This is a genomic window from Paenibacillus sp. URB8-2 (assembly GCF_013393385.1).
Classification (GTDB): Bacteria; Bacillota; Bacilli; order Paenibacillales; family Paenibacillaceae; genus Paenibacillus_AQ.
Map to the genome: position 1 here is coordinate 2,331,406 of NZ_AP023239.1, position 20,032 is coordinate 2,351,437.

Consider the following 20,032-nt stretch of genomic DNA (forward strand, 5'->3'; position numbering starts at 1 on the left):
AAGTAACGACCGTGTTGAAAGGGTGTTAGAGAAAAATGAAGATTCGTTCCAAGCTTTCACTTATGGTTCTTGCTGTAACCCTGCTATCCACCGCTCTGATGGGGTACTTCAGCTATTCGAAGTCGGCCGATTCTCTGGCGTCCATGTCCGACGAGTCGATGCTGGGACTTAACAAGAACCGTGGCGAAACGATTAATGCCATGGTCGAGAAAGAGCAGAGAAGCGTGGCTGTTTTCGCCGGGGAGGTTGGGGTTACTGAACTGCTTGCCGCTGAGCGGAACGGGTCCGTGGACGGAGGGACGCATGCGGAGGTCACCGCCAGACTCAAGCAGCTGGTGAAGGATGCGGGAAATCTGGAGCATATGTTTGTCGTCGGAATGGATGGAATTATTGTGGCGGACAGCGACCCTTCGCTAGTCGGCAAAAACATCAACGACAGAGCGTATGTAAAAAAGGCGCTTGAAACCGGAGAACCCGTAATCAGCGAGACATTGAAATCCAAATCGACGGGCGCGTTTATTCTCGTCATAGCGCAGCCGGTGAAGGTTAACTCCGAGTTGGTAGGCTTTGCGGCATCCGCGGTTCACGCGGACAGCCTGACGACCTATCTGAAAGGCGCCAAGGCGGTGAACGGAGCGACCAGCTACGCCTATCTGGTTGACGCTCAAGGAACGATGCTCTTTCACCCCACCAAGGAGAAGATCGGCCTGCCGGTGGAGAACGAAGGCATCAAAGGCGTTGTGGCCCGTGTCCAAAAAGGAGAACAGGTCGTCGACGGAATGATCGATTACGATTTTTCGGGCAAGGCGAAAAAAGCGGCCTACACCGTTCTTCCGGGCACGAAATGGACGCTTGTTCTGGCGGGTGATGTCGGAGAGATCATGCAGCCCGTCCGGCAAATGACAATCTTTATTGTCATTCTCGGTCTGATCAGTCTGGCTTTGACCCTGCTGATTGGCATGTTCGTTTCCCAGAGAATCACCGCTCCGATCATTAAGCTGACTGAACTGATCAACAAGACGGCTGATCTGGACCTGAAGTTCGACAGCCAATACGAATATTTGCAAAAAAACAAAGACGAGACAGGCACCATCGCCAAAGCGATGTTCCGGACCCGCAGCGTGCTGAGGGATATGGCGGGCAGCCTCATCGGCATTTCCAGCCAAGTGCTGAGCAATGCGGAAATGCTTGAACGGGTGGCCGTCGAGGTCAGAGAGAACGCCCACGACAACGGAGCGACGACCGAGGAGCTATCCGCAGGCATGGAAGAAACAGCCGCTTCCACGCAGGAAATGACCGCCGCGATCCAGGAGATAGACAGCAATGTCGGCGCCATTTCGGAGAAGGCGAAGGAAGGCGGCAGAGTGTCGGCGGGCATTACGAGCCGCGCCTTGTCCCTGCGCAAAGATGCGGTGGAATCGGCGGAGCATGCGCAGGATATCTACAATTCGGTCCGCGCCAAGATGGAGCAGGCGATTGAGGAATCGGGTACGATTACCCAAATCAATGATTTGGCGAAGACGATTATGGACATCACGAGCCAGACGAATCTTCTGGCGCTCAATGCCGCGATTGAAGCGGCGCGGGCGGGAGAAGCCGGGAGAGGATTCGCGGTGGTGGCCGGGGAAATCCGCAAGCTGGCAGAGAAATCGTCGGCGACCGCATCGGGTATTCAGGATATTGTAAAAGGGGTCCATCATTCCGTCGGCCAGATGAAGGACAGCTCGGAGGATCTGTTGTCCTTCATCGACCGGAATGTGCTGAGCGACTACGAGAAGCTGAAAGAGGTCGGAGAGCAGTATAATCAGGATGCGGATCTGATTAACCATCTGATGGGCGATTTTGAAACCTCGGCCGGGCATTTGAGCGAGACGGTCTCGGCGATAACGATCGCGGTCAACGAGGTTGCCGCGACGATTTCGGAAAGTGCCGCGGGCGTACAGGATATTGCCGAAAAGACCTCCGATATCGTGGAAAAGACGTTCAAGGAAGCCGAGATGGCGGATGAGAATACTCAATGCGCGAAGGAGCTTCAGGAGCTGGTTGAGAAATTTAAAATTTAGGGGCGGCATCCCGGCCCCGCAGGAAAATCATATATTAATAGAGCGTCTCTGCCGGGTGGCAGGGACGCTCTTAACGTGAATTGGATGCGGTCGGTGTTTCGGATCGTCGTCAGTCCGCGAAAAAAAAGTATTGCTTTTCATATGGAAAAGGTGTATATTCTTAATTACGGTGATTACAGCCGTGATTACATAACATGCGGTCGTGGCGGAATTGGCAGACGCGCACGGTTCAGGTCCGTGTGGGCTAACCCCCCGTGGAGGTTCGAGTCCTCTCGACCGCACCATACCGAAAACTCACAGATTCTTGGATTGGCGTTCTTGCCATCAGGAATCTTTTTTATTTGGAAATTTCAGGCTATCGCTCCTTACCTGTGCCGTTACATGGTGTTTCAGGCGTGTTCACTAATCATCCCAATTTATGGATGATAGACTCTTGAAATGATAGATTGACGATGATATATTGTTAAAAACCTTCCAGCAATTGTAACCAGTCTACTGGCGATTTTTTTTGAGGTTAAAACTCACTAAATAGATTGGTGAAATTGTAATTAATTAAGCAGCATATTCATTCCATTGCCAACTGGAAAACCGGAGGCCAGATTAATGTTCAACATTAATTCGGGTCTCTTTTATTTATCAAAAAGAAGTATCAGAACAAGGAGGTTATAAGCTATGTACCCAGTGTTACCTTATAAGAACAGTCTTCACAGCATTAATCCGTACATCCCCGGTAAGCGGCTGGAGGAGGTAGTGAAGGAGCTTGGACTTCGAGAGGTCATCAAGCTGGCTTCCAATGAAAATCCTCTGGGCTGTTCCCCCCGGGTCCTGGAAGCGGCGGCGGCTGTACTGCAAGCCCCTTCCCGCTATCCGGACGGGGGCAGCTCGGAGCTAAGGGCTGAACTTTCCCGGCATACCGGGCTCAAACCGCAGCAATTCGTTATCGGCGCAGGCTCCTTTGAGCTGATTGCCTTTGTTGCGGAAACATTCATCGGGCCGGGGGATGAAGCCATTATGCCGACTCCCTCCTTCTCTTGGTACGCTACTGTCACCAAGCTCCAGGAAGGCAGGATTATTGAGGTGCCGTTGACAACGCACCGGGTCGATCTGGATGCCATAAAGAGAGAAATAACAGATAAAACCAGGGTCATCTGGCTTTGCAATCCCAACAACCCCACCGGCACCATCTTTACAGGCGAACAGCTTGGCCGGTTCCTGGAGGATATTCCGTCTTCGATTGTGGTCGCTATGGATGAGGCCTACTGTGATTTTGTAACCGGACAGGGCTACCCGGATACGCTCAATTGGATTGGGCAATATCCGAATCTCATCGTTCTCCGTACCTTTTCCAAGATTTACGGGCTGGCCTCTCTGCGCATCGGGTACGCCGCCGCAAGCGAGGAAACGGCTGATTATATGAACAGATGCCGTCAGATTTTTAATGTGAACGCCGTTGCCCAAGCTTCGGCTCTAGCCGGACTAAAGGATGCCGGATTTCGAGAGAGAGTCTACGAGAACAACCAGCTGGGAAAGGAATATTTCTACAAAGTCTTCGGAGAGCTGGGATTAGACTACATTCCAACGGAAGCCAGCTTCATTATGGTGCATACCGGACAGGATAGCGAAGTCCTGTATCAGCTGCTTCTGAAGGAAGGCGTGATCATTCGTCCCGGTTCAGCTTACGGCATGCAGGAGTGGCTTAGAGTCAGCATTGGAACCATGGAAGAAAACCGCATTTTTATAGAAGCGCTGCACAAAGTGTTGGAAGTACCTGCGGCGGCTGGCAGTTCAAAGGGCTAAGTCGTCAAGTTAGCTCATTATTGAAGGGAGAGAATGAATATGATTTTGGCAAAGGCTCCAGAGAAATACTGGAATGAACCGGGAATTCTTGCAAAAGGAGGAGAGGTTGTTGCCTCTATCGGCAAGCGGGCTTGGATTTTGGCAGGAAAGACAGCGTTGTCCGTCGCCGGCGAGACGTTATTGAAAAGCCTAGACGGAAGCGGGATTGTGTACGAGATTCAGGTGTATGAAGGCTACTGCACCCTGGAAGATATCGATATTCTCGCGGCAGCGGTACAAGCTTCGGCTTCCGATGTGCTCATTGGGATTGGCGGCGGCAAAATCCTGGATACCATCAAGGCGGTGGGAGATAAGCTGAGCCTTCCAGTTGTATCGGTGCCTACCATCGCGGCAACTTGCGCCGCATGGTCCGCCCTGTCCGTCATCTATACGCGTCAGGGAACCCAGACCGGGGGAATTGTGCTGGAGAGATCGCCGAAGGCGGTATTGTCCGACACGGCAATATTGGCGGCTGCGCCGCCTCGCTATATCGCGGCCGGGATTGCCGACACTCTTGTCAAATGGTATGAAGCAGCGCCCAATGTGGGAAAAGGACCGGACAGTATTCATGCCAGAGCGGGACTGGCTACCTCCAAGCTGGCGCTGGATATTCTGGAAGAGCTCTCCATCGACGCCTATCTGGCGTCAGGCTGCGGGGAGATCACGGATGCCATAACCGAGGTAACCAATGCCATCATTTTTCTGGCAGGCCAGGCTGGCAGCTTGAGCAGCGGCAGACAGCAGGCATATATTGCGCATGCCGTTAATAACAGCCTGACCAAGCAACATGAGACCCATATCCGGCTGCATGGTGAGAAGGTAGCGTTCGGTCTGGTGGTCCAGCTGTTTCTGGAAGGGTACAGTCAGACCAAGATCGATACCGTAGCCCGCCTGTTGCATGCTCTTGGCCAGCCGCTAACCCTGCGCGGGCTCGGATTTAAGGACAGTTTCGGGGACAAAGCGGCGCTGATAGCAAACGGCGTCTCCCTTAACGAAGAAGCGGCTGCCGCGCTTCCCTTCAAGGTCAATGCGGAGCTTCTGGAGCAGGCCATCTTGAATACCGACCTAACCGGACAACGCATCGCCGAGCAGGAGCAGAACGCTTCAAGACAGGTTCAGGCCGTATGACCCGGTCGCGCTTTGACTTTGACAAACCGGTTGACAGGGACAATACCCAATCGGCTAAATGGAACTATATCAAGGAATCCGTAGGAGTGGAGGATGCTCTGCCCATGTGGGTGGCCGACATGGATTTCGAGACCGTTCCCGAGGTTAAGGCTGCGATCCTGGCCAGAGCGCAGCATGGCATATATGGTTACACGGCACGTTCCCAGGGCTATTATGATGCGATTATCGATTGGAATCTTAAGAGGCACGGCTGGCAGGTGGACAAGAAGTGGATTACCCACAGCCCCGGTGTGGTCAATGCTTTGTTCACTGCCGTACGCGCCTTCGTCAAACCGGGAGACGGGATTCTCATCCAGCCTCCGATTTATCCCCCTTTTTATAACGCCATCAGCAAAAATGATTGTGTGGCCGTTCTTAATCCGCTGAAGGTCGAACAGGGTCGCTACGTTCCCGATCTGTCCGACTTTGCAGACAAGGTCGGGAGCGGCAGGGTCAAGCTGTTTATTCTATGTAATCCGCATAACCCTGTGGGAAGGGTGTTCACGGAAGAAGAGCTCCGGGCTATGGGCGAGCTGTGCTTGAAGCATGGCGTTATCGTCATATCCGACGAAATTCATTCCGATCTTCTGTTCAAGCCGCACCGTCATGTTCCGTTTGCATCCATCTCGGCGGCATTTGCACAGAATGCTGTTGTATGCACGGCTCCAAGCAAAACGTTCAATTTGGCGGGTCTCTCCACATCCAATATCATCATTCCGAATGATGAACTGAGACGCCGGTATGATGCAGCCAATGAGCAAGTGGCGCAAAAGAGCCATAACCTATTCGGCGCAGCGGCCTGTGAAGCGGCATACAGGCATGGAGAGGAATGGTTGGATCAGCTTATGTCCTACATAGATGGAAACCGGCAATATGCAGTGGAATTTATTGAAGCCAGACTGCCGGAGCTGAAGGTGTACAATCCGGAAGGAACCTATTTCCTATGGATGGACTGCCGTTCGCTCGGTCTAGGTAATCAGGAACTGGAAAAATTTTTGCTGCACGAGGCGAAGCTCTGGTTCAATCAGGGATATACTTTTGGCAAAGAAGGAAATGGATTCGTCCGGATCAACATCGGCTGCCAGCGCTCGACTGTGGAGGAAGCCTTGAAGAGGCTGGAGAATGCAGTTCACTCGCTCGCCAGTACAGCCGGGATAGCCGATTAAACAACTTTCATCGTTAAAGCTAATTACCGATTTGGCCCTTCAGCCTATATTCCACATGCCCATAAAATCGGACACTCCAAACAGCTCAACAGATGTGGGAGTGTCCGATTTTTATTTTTCAAATATAGCTCATAATCTGGGCGGAAGAGGTTGGGAATTAATATCCTCCACCGTATCCATAACCGGGATAGTACGGAGGATATGGATAGTAGTATGGATAAGGTGTGAAAAATGGAAATGCAAAGAAGTAAAATGGGAACCGGCGCCGACGAAACCGGCGAAATCTCCTTTGACCATAGCCCAATGCTCTGTAAGTATAATCATTTTCCCGTTCTGCGGCATCAATCTCTTCAGGAACTAACATAGTGATCCCATCGTCGTCCATCCCATCGATAATTCCATCAAACTGCGAACCGTCTCTCGTCTGGGCAATAACATGGTAATTCATATACCTTTGACATAGTGATTTTACATCGCCTCCCATTGGATGAGCCGCCTTGCTTTCATTAGGATATGTTGGATTTGGATTGATCATTTGCCTATCCCTCCTTTATAGCGTTATGATATTCGCCCATTTCGGAAAATGTTACTGGGATAGAGAAATAGAAAATGGACATGTAAGCAAAAGTTTCGACATTTTTCTTGTTTTCCGGAAAAGTCCTGCCGATATATATTCTAGTGTTTGTATAAAATCAAACCGAAAATGGGGTTTATTGCCTTTGAAAAAGAGAGAGGATGGGTTTTTTGAAAAAAGTGCGAAGTAGGAAGTTGAATTTTCGTTCGGTCAAAAGCAGGCTGATTTTGTCTTTTTTATGTATCTTGCTTTTGCCCAGTCTGGCGATTGGCAGCGCCGCTTATGTTACCGCCAGAAACAAAGTGGATGAGGAGATAAGGAGTTCGGCATCCTCCAACGTAAATCTGCTGAACCAAATGATTGACAAGTACATACGTGAAAAAATGAATGCTATTGATTTTTTGTCCCAGCAGGTGCCGGTCGATAACCTGAATTCGGAATCGGGCGCTGAAAATGCCGAATTAAAAGCGCTGCTTGTCGGCTTCAAAGCGCTCCATCCCGATCTGGAAACGGTATTTGCTTCAAATGATCAAGGGGGAATACTTAGCGCAACAAAATTGAACCTTCCCAAAGGGTTTGATCCACGGACAAGACCTCACTACATCAAGGCCATGGAGAATAAAGACCGGGTGATTATCACCGACACTTACATATCCGCGTCAACGAACAGCACGGTGGTGACCATTGCCAAGGCGACGAAGGACGGACATGGAATCGTCGGGGCCAATTTCAGCCTGGCCGAGCTCAGCGAATCGGTAAGAGGAGTGAAAATCGGCAGACAGGGTTATGTCATCATGATTGACAACCAAAAGAAATTTCTGGTGGCTCCGGGAGTAACCATCGGGGATACGGTTAAATTGGGAATCATCGGCCCCATGTTTAAATCCGGTTCGGGCCAATTGGAATATGTGAACGAAGTAGACGGGAAATCCAAAAAAATGGTGTTTGCCACCAATTCGCTGACCGGATGGAAAATAGCTGGCACCTGGTACGTCGACGAAGTGAAGGAAGAGGCGGCGCCGATTTTTCGCACGACGCTTATTGTTCTAATCGCCGCCATGGCGGTGGGTTTAGCCGTTGTTCTGTTAATTATCCGCTCAATCACTTCTCCGCTGCGTATGCTCACGCAAGCGTCCGAGAAGCTTGCCGAGGGAGATTTGACTTCTCACGTGCAGGTGAGAACCAAGGATGAGCTGGGGCAGCTTGGAGCGACTTTCAATCGGATGACCGATTCGCTGCGTGGGGTCCTGAGCGATGTGAGCGAGCTGTCCAATCAATTGGCCGCTTCGGCGGAGCAGCTCGCGGTTAGCTCGGAGCAGACCGTCAAGGCTACCGAGCATATTGCCGGCGCTACGGAGAAGATGTCGGATGGAGCCGAGCATCAGGCCGCCACGGTGGAGAAAGGGGCCCGGACCGTCTATGAAATGACCGCACGAATCCAGGAAATCGCCGCCGCCGCCCAATCGGTCGCGGACTCGTCAAGCAAGACGTCTTCTCTGTCGGCGGAAGGGGCTGTCGCCATCGGAAGCGCCGCCGAGCAGATGATTTCCATCGACCATTCAGTGGAACATCTGGCGCGGCTTATTCATGTATTATCCATGACCTCAGAGAAGATCGGCGAAGTGACGGATGCGATCAACAAATTTTCCCGGCAGACGGGAATGCTTTCGCTGAACGCTTCCATCGAAGCGGCGAGAGCGGGGGAGCATGGACGGGGATTTGCGGTAGTGGCCGAAGAAGTGAAGAAGCTGTCGGACCGGTCCTCGCGCTCGTCGCAGGAAATTTCCGAACTGGTCCACAGCATAAGGGATGAAATCGTCAACGTCGAAGCATCCATGGAAGCCTCAACGAGCGAGGTGAAAGGCGGGATGCACACCGTGGAGACGGCCGGCAGCCTGTTCTCGCAGATTGAACGGTTTATCGGCGAGGTTAACGGTCAAATCGGCGAAGTCTCCTCGGCCGCATTGCAAGTTTCCGCGGGAGCGGCGGAAATGAACGAGGCAATTGAAGCGATTGCGGGCGTCGCCCGGTCAAGCGCGGCCGAAACGGAGAGCATTTCCGCCGCGGCCCAGGAACAACTGGCGTCCATGGAAGAAATATCATCGTCATCGGCTGATTTATCCCGGATGGCGGGGGAAATGCATGATCTAGTCGATAGATTCAAGTTGTAAATCACGGCGATTATTGTCGCTCTCAGCTGAGACAAAACGATGTCCTTCATGCGGGCCTCCGGGGAAGAATTCTTCCCCGGAGGCTTGTTTTTGAAATATCAGAAAGTATAAGCTTCGCGCTTATCCTTAACCTGATATTTTTACGAGAAACGGGTGCCTTCCTCTTCCAGAGGACGGCGCAGCCGTTTCTTCTTATTAAAATTCGAAGTTGAGCGCTCCCCTGTTCCTTTTTGTGGAAAGTTCTTAGATTATTTTGTCGAAACCCGGTATACTTAAGGTAGTATTTCAATATACCGCCGCATGCTTGCAGAGGAGGGCTCCTTTGTGTCCGATATCATATTTGAACAGATTTATCTTCACTCATCCAGCGGAATAGCCGTGGTTTTGTTGCAAGAAGGGGCGATGATACGCTGTAATCCGGCTCTTTGCCGCATGTTCGGGTATACCGAGGATGAACTGACGGGCCTTTGTTATGGGGATCATATGATGGCGGGTGGAGAGTACACATCCGATCCCTCTTCCATTGTTACCTTTTTGCTGTCGCTCCCAGGAGAGGAATGCAGCAAAGAAAAGCGGTTCATCCGCAAAGACGGCGGGCTGCTGTGGACACAGCTTCATTTATTCTTGATCCGGGAACAGCCGGACGGCGCCCCTTCTTGCCTGGTTGTCGAAATGACCGATATCACGAATCGCAAGCTGGCCGAAGAGAAGCTGCGGGAAAGCGAGCATTTATATAGACTGATCACTGAGAACAGCCCCGACATGATTTCCTTAAGCAAGCCGGACGGCACGCTGCTTCATGTTTCCCCTTCCGTCGAGCAGCTTCTCGGTTACTCAGTGGATGAAGTTATCGGGAAGAAGCGGCCTCTTTTCTACCACACGGACGACGCTCTGGATGTAACACAGTACGGTGAGTATAACTCGTTCGGCAAGGTCTTCACCCGTAGGGTCCGCCACAAGGACGGCCGCTATTTATGGATTGAGAGCAGTTGTAAGGTGATGCGGGACGAAGAGGGTGATATGCAGCAGATCATGACCATCGCCCGCGATGTCTCGGAGCGCAAGAAGCATGAGGACATGCTCGCGAAAGCGCAGCATTTGGCCCGCATGGGCTCTTGGGAATGTGAAGCGGGTACGGGCCGTTTGACGGTATCAAAAGAGCTGCGGCATATATTTTGGATAGACGAAGAGGAAGGAGGCTCCCCCGGACACGGAAGCAGCGATCCGGATTTGTTCCTGTCCCGTATGGAGCCGGGCGATCGCGAAAGGTTCCTGGAAGTGTTGTGCCAGTCGGTAGAGGATGGAAGAAGCGGCCAGATGGTTATCCGCATTATGAACGGCGATAGCCTGAAATACATTGACTGTCACTGGGAAGCGGTAAAGGATGAAAACGGCAGAATGCTTTCTGTCAGCGGTATAATGCAGGATGTCACCGAGCACCACCAGATGGAAGAGAAGCTGCGGGTAAGCGAGCGGAACTACCGTCTGATCTCGGAGAATTCGCTGGATTTCATATCGCGTAACGCGGTTGACGGATATGCGACTTATCTGTACGCTTCGTCGATCTGCCTGCCGATGTACGGCTATACGCCGGAAGAGATGACAGGGACCCGGGGGATCGATTATATCCATCCGGATGATGTGGACAAGGTGAAGCATTATTTGGAGGAATGCATCGAGGGTAAAGAGAATCTTCCGATTCTGTTCCGCTTTTTATGCAAGGACGGAACCTATATGTGGACCGAGACAACGATCCGCCTTGTGTATTCCGAGGAGAGGCAGGCCTTTGAGATTATTGCGGTTTCACGGGACGCCCGGGAACGCAAGCAGTATGAAATGAGGCTTGAGGAAAGCCAGAACCGTTATAAATCCTTGTTCGAGTATAACCCTTCCGCCATCAGCGCGATGGACTTGCTAGGACGTACTCTCTCCGTGAATTCCAGTATGGAATATTTGACCGGCTACAGCTACTCCGATCTCCTGATGTCCTTCTTCACGGAAGTAATCGACACGGATGAACTGGAGTATGTGAGCGAACGTTTCCGCCGCGCTGCGGGAGGCATTGCCCAGACCTTCGAGAGCCGGATCGTTCATCGGGACGGGCAAATCGTGGAAGCCAGCGTGATTCTGGTCCCCATCCTGGTGGATGGCGAAGTGGTGGGCGTGTTCAGCATAACCAGCGACATCACGGAACATAAGCGCCATCTTCGGCAGATTGAGAAGCTCAGCTACGAGCATGCGCTGATCCTTAATTCGGTGTCCGAAGGGATTTTCGGCATCGATATGGAAGGCAAGACAATGTTCATTAATCCGGCCGCGGCCAATTTGCTGGGGTACGGACCGGGTGAATGGGCAGGGCGCAGCCATGAAGGCCCCATTCAGCTGACACGGCTTAGCGGTGAATATGCGGGCGAACAGACGAGCCTGATTAAGACCCTATCGGAAATCGGGATGTACGATGAACGGGAGGGCGTCTTCTGGCGGCAGGACGGCTCAAGCTTTTTGGCCAAATACCGTATGACTCCTCTGTATGATAATGGCATAAGAAAAGGAACCGTCGTCGTATTCCGGGACATTACGGAAGAGAAGGAGATCAGACGGGCCAAAGAATCAGCCGAGCAGGCGGACCGCGCCAAATCGGAGTTTCTGGCGATTATGAGCCATGAGCTGCGCACGCCGATGAACGGCATCATCGGTATGACGGATCTCCTCAAGGATACGGAACTGGATGAGGAGCAGCGCGGATATGCCGAGATCATCAGCCAGAGCGGCGAATCGCTTTTGCATATTCTGAATGAAGTGCTGGATTTCAGCAAAATTGAAGCGGGCATGATGACGCTGGAACTGAAAGAGGTGGACTTGCGAAGCGTGCTCCAGGGCATAAGGGACCTGTTCTATCCGAAGGTAACGGATAAGAAGCTGAATCTCAGCTATGACATTGATCCGGTTCTTCCGAATACGCTGGTGACCGACGAGGCCAGACTGCGGCAAATTCTCGTGAATCTGGTTGGCAACGCTGTTAAGTTCACGGATAGCGGCAGAATTGACATTGAAGTGAAGCTGGGCGCGGTCCGGGATTATTCCCGAATCATCGTACAGTTCACGGTAACGGACACTGGTATCGGCATTCCAGAGAACCGGCTTGGACAGCTCTTTCAATCCTTTACGCAGCTCCATCCGTCCATTAACCGGAAATATGGTGGAACTGGCCTTGGGCTTGCGATCAGTAAAAAGCTGGTCGAGCTTCTCGGCGGCACGATCGGAGTGGACAGCCGGGAAGGCGAAGGTTCTTCATTTTATTTTACAGTGGAAGCCTCCCTTCCGGGCGGAGCACCGGCATCCGGAACGAAGGCGGCTGAGGATAAGAAGAAGAACAAACGGATTGCCGTAAAATTGGCTGCGGAAGGCCTGTATGGTCCGTTGTCCATCCTGATCGCCGAGGATCATCCGGTCAACCGGCATTTGCTCAGAACTTATTTGCGGAAACGGGGATATCAGGCGGATATTGTGGAGGATGGAGAACAGGCTGTGCGAGCCGTGGGCTTAAAGGACTACGATTTGGTCTTTATGGATATTCAAATGCCGGTCATGGATGGCCTTGAGGCGACCGCTCTGATCAGGGAGAAGCACGGCTCCCATCCGGTCATTGTTGCGGTAACGGCTTTTGCAAGAAAAGAAGACAGGGAGATGTGCATCAATGCGGGAATGCAGGATTTCATTTCCAAGCCCATCCACGGCGATGATCTGGACAGGGTGCTGAAGCAGTGGGCGCCGGGGAGCGCCATGACCGGCAAGGCAATCTCGAAAGAGCGCGCGAATAAGACTGATAGTCTATAATTGCGGAACAAGGATTTATGCGGCTGGGGTTCCCCGGCACGGCCGTTTCAGATCATTAACGATCAGGCAGTCATTGAGCGGTGATCTGGAGAACAATCGGGAAGCCGTAACTCTGTAACCGTCTGCAGGATCAATCGGGAAGCCTTCATTGAGCAGCCGTCTGCAGCTCGTTCCACGCCTCCACGGAATCGGGGCTGGTATAGACATACGGAGTGGAAGGCTGTTTAACCGGCGTCACCGATTCGGCGTCAATCTGCAGCGTTTCCTTGCCTTTATAGACCACAATTTGAAGCTTGCCCCGAACCTTGATCCAGGTGTCGGCTGGCAGGCTTTTTTGCTGTCCGGCGTTGACAAGGACGCCGAGCGGTGTCGCATCCGCGGTGCAGCACTGCACCAGAAAGCGGCTCACCGCAAAACGGCCGCCCAAGTCGTGGTTATTCTCCCGGTACAGGAAGCCGCTGACCACAACCTCTCTTCCCTTGAAATCCTGTTTGTATTGATCAAGCGCCCCCAGTGTTTCCGAGAAGATTTGCGGATACACGGGTATGACCGGCTGGGTGTACAGCTTCCTGGCCAAGGCGGCAAATTCCGCCGCGAACGGATCGGAGGTCCGGAATCTTGCAGCATCTCCGTTCCGTTCCGATGCAAAGGTTAGCGCCACTCCCTTGCTGGCTGCGGCGGCGCTGCCAAGCGCTCTGTCCGGCAGGGCGAAGCCGAGCAGCAGGGGGAACAAGAAAGCGCCGTAAACTGCGACACTGCGGGCCTTTGAGCGGGGGAGCTGATGGCCGCAATCGCACCCGGCGCTTTCTCTGCCGAAGATGGCCTGTACTGCCAGACCAAGCGCCATGAAGGCGAGCGGGACCGGGCAGAGCCTGACCCAGAACGCCAGACCAGGAGTGACATAATAATGGAGCGCGTCCCGTCGTGCCAGGTGTTCGATATAGACGGCGAACGCCAGCAGAATGGCCGCCCGAAACATGTAGTGGCGCTGGATGCTCGCGGAGTTATTCATAAGCGGTCCTCCTATAATAGCATCGGCAAAACCGGCCGGATCATGGTCATGAGGCCGTCACAGCCATCCGGACAGCAGGATCGAGCCGGTAAACACAATGGAAGCGATCAGAAAGAACAAATATAAGGCAAAACGGGTCTTGAATAACGACAGCAGCATCAAGGCATTTTTGAAATCGAGCATCGGACCGAGCACCGTAAAGGCAAGCAGCGATCCGGCCGGAAAGGAATGCAGAAAAGCCGCCCCGACGAAGGCGTCGGAGGTCGAGCAGAGCGACAAAATAAACGCAAAGCCCATCATAAACAAATAGGAGCCAAGCGGTCTGGCGCCGATGGAAGCAAGGCTGCTCTGGACGACAAACGTCTGGATCAGGGAGGTGAGCATGCAGCCAAAGATAAGGAATTTTCCCATCTCAAAAAAATCATCTGCGGCATGCGTGAACACAGCTGCAAACTTTCCTCCCCTTGTGCCGTGCTGATGCTCCGGCCCGCTGCCGCGCGGAATCGAAAGGCGGAGCGGCGATTTTTTGACCGTGATATACAGGATGAATCCTATAAGGAAAGCCACGGCGAAGGCAAGCCCCATGCGGGCATACGCCAGACTTGGATGACTGCGGAAAGCGGTCAGCGTGGCGGCGAAGACGACCGGATTCAGGATGGGGCCGGACAGGATAAAAGCGACCCCGACGTGCAGCGGCATGCCCTTCCGCATCAGCCGCCTGACAAGCGGAATCATACCGCATTCGCAGATGGGGACGATCACGCCCAGCAGACAGGCGAACAGCAAGGCCGGAAGCACCCGGCGCGGAATCCAGCGGGCAATGGCTTCATCCGGCACGAATACGCCGATCAGAGAGGACAGCAGCGAACCGGCCAGCACAAAAGGCAGGGCCTCCAGTAAAATGCCGATAAACCCCGTTTTGAACGTATACAGATAAGCGCTGTCCAGGAGCTCGCTGTGCTGCGGCAGCCACAGGACGGCGGGAATGATCAGAAAAGCCGCAGGAAGAAGCAGCGGCAGCGCTTTGAGGGGCGAAAAGGCGGTCATGCGGCGGCTTCCTCCTTTGCTCAGCGGAACAGGGCGGACCAACGCTCAGCCAGTCGTTCCTTGTCGATGTTCATGCCGATAAAGACGACATAAGGCGTCCCTGGATAGCGGGAGTTTTCCCAGGTTGTCCGGGCGCCCGCATGCTGAACAAGCTGCACCGGCTCTCCGCCCGGAAGCCGTACATGCCCTTTAGCGCGCAGCAGCCTGTCCGCCCATTCCCGGAAAAAGCTTTCCAGAACCGCCTTGGGCAGAGTTTTTCCTTGGGGAAAAGCAAGCGTAACGGCGCCGACCTGCGAGAATGAACCGCCGTTCTGTGCGGTAGCAAGGTCCGGCGTGGCCTCGCAATGCTGTGCAGGCGCCGGCTCCGGTTTGGCCCCGCCATGCTGTGCAGGCGCCCGGCCCGGTTCGGTCCCGCCCTGCTGTGCAGGCGCCGGGCCCGGTTCGGTCCCGCCCTGATGTACGGGCGCCGGGCCCGGTTCGGTCCCGCCCTGATGTACGGGCACCGGGCCCGGTTTGGCCTCGCCATGCTGTGCAGGCGCCGGGCCTAGTTTGGCCCCGCCGTGTTGTGCGGGCACCGGGCCCGCTTTAACCCCGCCGGGGTCCGCCGCCGCTTTCTTAAGCAGGCCCTCCTTGAATTCAGCAGGTGCCCGCTTTGGCAGGGGCTTCGCTCCCCGTGAAACGATCCCCTCAAGCAGCGGGTCTAGCGAAATCCGGCTGAAAATTGTAAATTCGATGCCCGCCGAGGCGTTTTGCTTACGGATCAGCTTTTCGATTTTCCAGAGCGTTTCCTGCTCCACAAGATCGCTTTTGTTCACGATAATGAGATGTGCTGCGGCCAGTTGGCTGCGCAAAGTGCGTACAAGCTGCTTGTCGGCTGACAGCCTGCTGCCGTAGTCCAGCACATGTTCGGCATCCACCAGCGTCACCAAAGAATGCAGCGACAGCCTGCTGTCCCAGTAAGGTTCCAAGAGCGACTGCGCAATTTCATCGGGGTTCGCCACCCCGGTAAGCTCTATATAAATAACGTCGGGGCGCCGTTCGATCAGCAGCTCAAGATTGGCTCCGAGCTCTTCCTTGCGGCTGCAGCATAGGCAACCGTCCAGCAGCTTCTCAACCGCCGCGCCGGTCTGCTCCTCCAGAATATAGCCGTCCACATCCTGCATGCCGAGCTCGTTCATCAGAACACCCGGCCGCAGGCCACGAGCATAGCTCTCTTTGAGCAGCGACAGCAGCAGGGTTGTTTTACCGCTCCCCAAAAATCCGCTCAAGACAATAACCGGTATTCTCATCCTTCCTTCCGCTCCTTCAATTCCTCGTAAAGATGAATATATTCCCGATTCTATCTATACGTGTCCAGCGCCCCATAAAGACCGATTTTGTTGTAATCCCCTGATGGGAGGGGCGGCGAATTTTCAAAGCGCAGGATTCGTAACGCGGCGGGCAAACCGTTTAAATCCCAAATATTGCCGCAAAAGGTGAACCTCCTGATGAATGAACTCAGAAACGGGACCTTTTTTCCTGATTTGGGAGGCCGTGATCTTTTTTGAAAGGGAGGATTTGGAAGCTTGGGGCGCGAAATTATTGAGCACAGGAACTGCATAGGCATCCACTGCCGGGAATGGGCTAATTATATGCTTCGCGGGATAAGAGTTGAACAGACTTTACAAGTACGAGGTGATACGCAGTATTAGTAACGGTAAAACGGCGAAGAACCAATCGCTCAATGGGGCGCATGTCTGATGGATAACGTTAGATTAGGATGTGGAAGGGACGAAACGGAATTTCTCCACTATATTTTTTAAAAAAGGCGCTTTTTCAGCCCTGGGCGGGAAAATCTCCATCTCAATTCAGGCATTTAAGCCAGCAATTAAGAAAAGCGGCCAATAAGCCGGAGATTTTCCCGTTTATTGCCTGAGATCTCTTTTTTCCATGTAATAAAGAGGAGTTATTCCCGTTCATCCCATTGTCTAGCGCAGAATCGAGCTAAAGCACCTACGCAGTCCGCGTGTTAAGCTTTGAGCGATGCCTTGACCTAACATCCGGCTGAAAAATCACAAAAAATCAAACGGGGGACTGTATGCGAATAAACGAGCAATATTGGGAACGGCGGTTCGGCAGCGAAGGGATGATCTGGGGAACGGAGCCCAGCCCGACCGCCCTCGAGGCAAGGGAGCTGTTTCTAAAGCATGGCGTACGGACGGTGTTCGTTCCCGGAGCCGGTTACGGCCGAAATACGAAGGCATTCTCGCGGGACTTCATCGTGGAGGGAGTCGAACTTAGCGAAACCGCCGTGAAGCTGGCAAGGGAGTGGGACCTGGACAGCCTCATCCGCTGCGGCTCTGCACTGGATGCTCCAGAAGAGGGCGAGCTCTTCGATGCGGTATACTGCTATGACCTGCTGCATTTGTTTCTTGAACCGGAGCGCCGGAGGCTGGTGGCTTCCTGCTTGAGTCGGCTTCGGCCGGGAGGACTTCTGTACTTCACTGGCTTCTCCGACGAGGACCCGTGCTGCGGGCGCGGTGAGCAGTTGGAACCAGGGACTTACCGGTATAAAGAGGGCAAATACGCCCATTTTTTCAGCGAAGATGACTGGAAGGCCCATTTCTCCAGAACGGAAATTCTGGAAACCGGCGGCTTGAGGGAAACTCTTGACGGTGCGGCGGAAGGCTTGCATGATTACATGCTGCGAACGATTGCTGCCCGGAAAAAAGGGTAGAAGGAACCGCCGGATCCCCTGCGGCCAGCCTTCACACGCAACATGCCACAAAAAGACCGCAGGTATCGGACGATCCTCGATCTGTCCGCCGTACGGTCTCTGGTAGGCCTGTCAATACTAGCTTAAATATTTCCCGTGGTCCGGGACCGCCATTTCTTTGAAATGGCCAGCCAATTCCTTAAGCCGGACGGTCAGCTCCGCCCCGCTTACAGGCAGGCCGTGGCCGGTCAGCGCTATCAGAGGCTTCATGCCGGCGAGCATAACGACCGACTTCTCGGCGGCCGCCCAGTCGGTTGTAAAATAGGTCGGCGGCCCATGAATTTCCTTGCTCTGCTGAACGACGGAGAGAGCGGATTCCTGCTTAACGGTGATGAAGGCGTCCCCTGCAATAAGCGCCTTGTCAGCGTCACGAAACAGAGAAATATGCCCGGGAGTATGGCCGGGCGTATGCACCCAGCGCCATCCCTGTGCCCCCGGAACACTGCCGTCCTGCGGCAGCGCGGATACCGCGCCGCCCAGATTGATTCCCCGGTGGGGATACAAGGGAGAAACCTCGGCCATCATACCTCCGCCGACGGAAGGGTCGCCGGGAGGATAGTCCCGCTCGCCCGTCAGAAAAGGGAGCTCCAGCAAATGGGCGAATACAGGGACGCTCCATTCTTCAATAAGTTCGCCAAGCGTGCCGACATGGTCGAAATGGCCGTGGGTCAGGATAATCGCCACCGGCGGACGGCCGAACCGTTCCCGGGCCAGCTTGCGGATGCTGCCAGCGAACATGCCGAGCCCCGCGTCCACCAGAATCCAGTCGCCTCCGGCATGCCCAAGAAAGGCAACGTTGACGAACAGCGTCCTAAGACCGACGATGCCGGTAGCAACTTCCCACGTATCCGTTAAGCCCGTTTTCAGCATACTGCCTGATTCCAATACGAGCACCTCCTGTGCTTCTCGCTGGATCTATGATCCGTTTACCGCTTATCTTTTACCGGAGAAAGAAACAATAACCCTGCATTTCAAAAACAGAGCCCTAAAAAAACAAACAGACCGTCCTTCGAAAAGGAACGGTCCGAGTGGTTTATGTATGATTGTCCTAATATCTCCGGGCGGGTACCGCGGCTCCCAAGAAGATCCCGAAGAATCCGCCGAACAAGGCGAATTCCAAAGAAACCGGGTCCTGCCAGCTGAATAATACGCCAAGACTGTGACCCAGCGCCGTTCCTGCCATAAAGCCCAGAGACATTCTCAAAGTTCTGCTTGTTCTCATTCCGACCCACCGCCCCGCTAAAAGTATAGGGTGTTGATCTTAATTAACCGGGTGGCGCCGGAATTTAACAGCGGAATTGAAAAATTAATTATGTTTCTTGGCAGGAACGCAGTCGGCAAATAAAATGGCGCGAGGTATCCGGAAAAACGCTTCCGCCTTTTCCTGAAGGGAAGGAGCCGGAAGCAGGCTCTGGTGCATCCATTTGCGGAAGGTGCCGGGATGAACCCCGATCCAGCGGGCGGCGTCGGTCACCGAAAGATCATGAACCATGCATAGTCCGGTCAAAATGTCGCTGCGATGCGGCTGTTCCGCGCTTCGTTTCATAAAGCGGGAAGAAGACGGCTGGCACAGGATCGGGCTCTGCCGAAGCAGCGCTTCGTTAAACAGTACATGCTGGGGGTAACCGAGAAAGCGGCAGGCTTTGTCCATATTCGTCTTGGACGGAATGCGGCTTTCATATACCCAGGCGCTGACGCTCCGCGAAGATACGGAGAGCTCTTCCGCAAGACGGGACAGCTTGATGTCCCGGGACATCAGCACGGCGAGCAGCACGCGGTTGCGGATCTGGCTTCTTTGGGGACGGCGGAATCTTTTGATCCGGACGCCCTTTCCCAAATACTTGCGGTTGACCAGAGACCACGCCTGTATCATATAAGGCTCTGACTGATTTGTAGGCATACAATCCTCCGATTTTTTAAAGATATACTACAATACTTGTCGGTTTCAAGGCAATGGATATTCCTTACACTTCACATCCTGGCGCGGATTCCTTTCGGAAAACGGGGGGGTATGATATATTTTAATAAACTTGTAAGCAGCAGCTACAATCCAATTACAGGGAGCGAATGAAATGATAAAGCACATCGTATTTTTTAAGCTGAAGGACGGTTCGGAAGACAGCGTGGCCAAGACTGTTGCCGTACTGCGCAACATGGAAGGGAAAATTCCGCAGCTGCTCTCGCTCGAGATCGGTTCCGACATCCTGCGTACCGAGCGTTCGTTCGATATTGCCCTGACCGCGACCGTGGCTAATCTTGAGGATCTCGAGAAGTACCAAGTGCATCCCGCGCACAAGGAAGTCATCGCTCATATCAACGAGGTCAAGGAGCTTTCATTGGCCGTGGATTACGAGCTCTAAAGGGGATTTCACCCGCCTTAGGCACAGCCATCTCATGACGGAAA

At 53.5% G+C, this 20,032-nt stretch carries 15 protein-coding genes and 1 tRNA gene; 9 read left to right on the forward strand and 7 right to left on the reverse strand.

Features of this window, described 5'->3' with window-relative positions:
* Positions 1–35: 35 nt before the first annotated feature.
* The 5 genes from PUR_RS10595 to PUR_RS10615 all read left to right on the forward strand — a co-directional run bounded on the left by PUR_RS10595 (position 36) and on the right by PUR_RS10615 (position 6,232).
* The gene (locus tag PUR_RS10595) at positions 36–2,063 is read left to right on the forward strand and encodes a methyl-accepting chemotaxis protein (RefSeq protein WP_179035218.1); all 2,028 of its coding nucleotides are present in this window, start codon (positions 36–38) and stop codon (positions 2,061–2,063) included.
* A 196-nt stretch (positions 2,064–2,259) separates the two neighbouring features.
* Positions 2,260–2,347, forward strand: a tRNA-Leu gene (locus PUR_RS10600).
* A gap of 388 nt (positions 2,348–2,735) precedes the next feature.
* Positions 2,736–3,860: a histidinol-phosphate transaminase gene (hisC, locus tag PUR_RS10605; RefSeq protein WP_179035219.1), complete on the forward strand. Its 1,125-nt coding sequence runs from the start codon at positions 2,736–2,738 to the stop codon at positions 3,858–3,860.
* A gap of 39 nt (positions 3,861–3,899) precedes the next feature.
* A complete protein-coding gene (locus PUR_RS10610) occupies positions 3,900–5,027 on the forward strand; it encodes an iron-containing alcohol dehydrogenase family protein (RefSeq protein ID WP_179035220.1) in 1,128 nt (375 codons plus the stop codon).
* The gene (locus PUR_RS10615; RefSeq protein ID WP_179035221.1) at positions 5,024–6,232 is read left to right on the forward strand and encodes a MalY/PatB family protein; all 1,209 of its coding nucleotides are present in this window, start codon (positions 5,024–5,026) and stop codon (positions 6,230–6,232) included. The genes PUR_RS10610 and PUR_RS10615 overlap by 4 nt, the downstream gene beginning before the upstream one ends.
* A gap of 157 nt (positions 6,233–6,389) precedes the next feature.
* On the opposite strand, the gene PUR_RS10620 is transcribed toward PUR_RS10615, so the two are convergent.
* Complete coding sequence (locus PUR_RS10620) at positions 6,390–6,767, reverse strand: hypothetical protein (protein ID WP_232101804.1); 378 nt, start codon at positions 6,765–6,767, stop codon at positions 6,390–6,392.
* Positions 6,768–7,033: 266 nt separating this feature from the next.
* Here PUR_RS10620 and PUR_RS10625 point away from each other — a divergent pair, with 266 nt between their 5' ends.
* Together PUR_RS10625 and PUR_RS10630 are read left to right on the forward strand one after the other, a co-directional pair.
* The gene (locus tag PUR_RS10625; RefSeq protein WP_232101805.1) at positions 7,034–8,977 is read left to right on the forward strand and encodes a methyl-accepting chemotaxis protein; all 1,944 of its coding nucleotides are present in this window, start codon (positions 7,034–7,036) and stop codon (positions 8,975–8,977) included.
* 324 nt (positions 8,978–9,301) lie between these two features.
* Positions 9,302–12,814: a PAS domain-containing hybrid sensor histidine kinase/response regulator gene (locus PUR_RS10630; RefSeq protein WP_179035223.1), complete on the forward strand. Its 3,513-nt coding sequence runs from the start codon at positions 9,302–9,304 to the stop codon at positions 12,812–12,814.
* A gap of 145 nt (positions 12,815–12,959) precedes the next feature.
* On the opposite strand, the gene PUR_RS10635 is transcribed toward PUR_RS10630, so the two are convergent.
* The 3 genes from PUR_RS10635 to PUR_RS10645 are packed head-to-tail and all read right to left on the reverse strand — an operon-like array spanning position 12,960 to position 16,162.
* Complete coding sequence (locus PUR_RS10635) at positions 12,960–13,826, reverse strand: TIGR03943 family putative permease subunit (RefSeq protein WP_179035224.1); 867 nt, start codon at positions 13,824–13,826, stop codon at positions 12,960–12,962.
* A 57-nt stretch (positions 13,827–13,883) separates the two neighbouring features.
* Positions 13,884–14,873 (reverse strand): permease, encoded by a 990-nt coding sequence (locus tag PUR_RS10640; protein WP_179035225.1) that lies wholly within the window; start codon positions 14,871–14,873, stop codon positions 13,884–13,886.
* A gap of 20 nt (positions 14,874–14,893) precedes the next feature.
* Entirely contained in the window at positions 14,894–16,162 is a 1,269-nt protein-coding gene (locus PUR_RS10645) for a CobW family GTP-binding protein (protein WP_179035226.1), read from the reverse strand.
* Between the two features lie 788 nt (positions 16,163–16,950).
* Between PUR_RS10645 and PUR_RS10650 the strand changes: the two genes are divergently transcribed.
* Positions 16,951–17,589, forward strand: coding sequence for a class I SAM-dependent methyltransferase (locus PUR_RS10650; protein ID WP_179035227.1), 639 nt, complete (start codon positions 16,951–16,953; stop codon positions 17,587–17,589).
* A 117-nt stretch (positions 17,590–17,706) separates the two neighbouring features.
* Here the strand turns inward: PUR_RS10650 and PUR_RS10655 are convergent, their stop codons facing one another.
* The 3 genes from PUR_RS10655 to PUR_RS10665 all read right to left on the reverse strand — a co-directional run bounded on the left by PUR_RS10655 (position 17,707) and on the right by PUR_RS10665 (position 19,528).
* Positions 17,707–18,498, reverse strand: a complete 792-nt coding sequence (locus PUR_RS10655) for an MBL fold metallo-hydrolase (RefSeq protein ID WP_179037851.1) — start codon at positions 18,496–18,498, stop codon at positions 17,707–17,709.
* Between the two features lie 178 nt (positions 18,499–18,676).
* A complete protein-coding gene (locus tag PUR_RS10660; RefSeq protein WP_179035228.1) occupies positions 18,677–18,850 on the reverse strand; it encodes a hypothetical protein in 174 nt (57 codons plus the stop codon).
* A gap of 84 nt (positions 18,851–18,934) precedes the next feature.
* Positions 18,935–19,528, reverse strand: coding sequence for a helix-turn-helix domain-containing protein (locus PUR_RS10665; protein WP_179035229.1), 594 nt, complete (start codon positions 19,526–19,528; stop codon positions 18,935–18,937).
* Between the two features lie 172 nt (positions 19,529–19,700).
* Here PUR_RS10665 and PUR_RS10670 point away from each other — a divergent pair, with 172 nt between their 5' ends.
* Entirely contained in the window at positions 19,701–19,988 is a 288-nt protein-coding gene (locus PUR_RS10670) for a Dabb family protein (RefSeq protein ID WP_179035230.1), read from the forward strand.
* Positions 19,989–20,032: the final 44 nt, after the last annotated feature.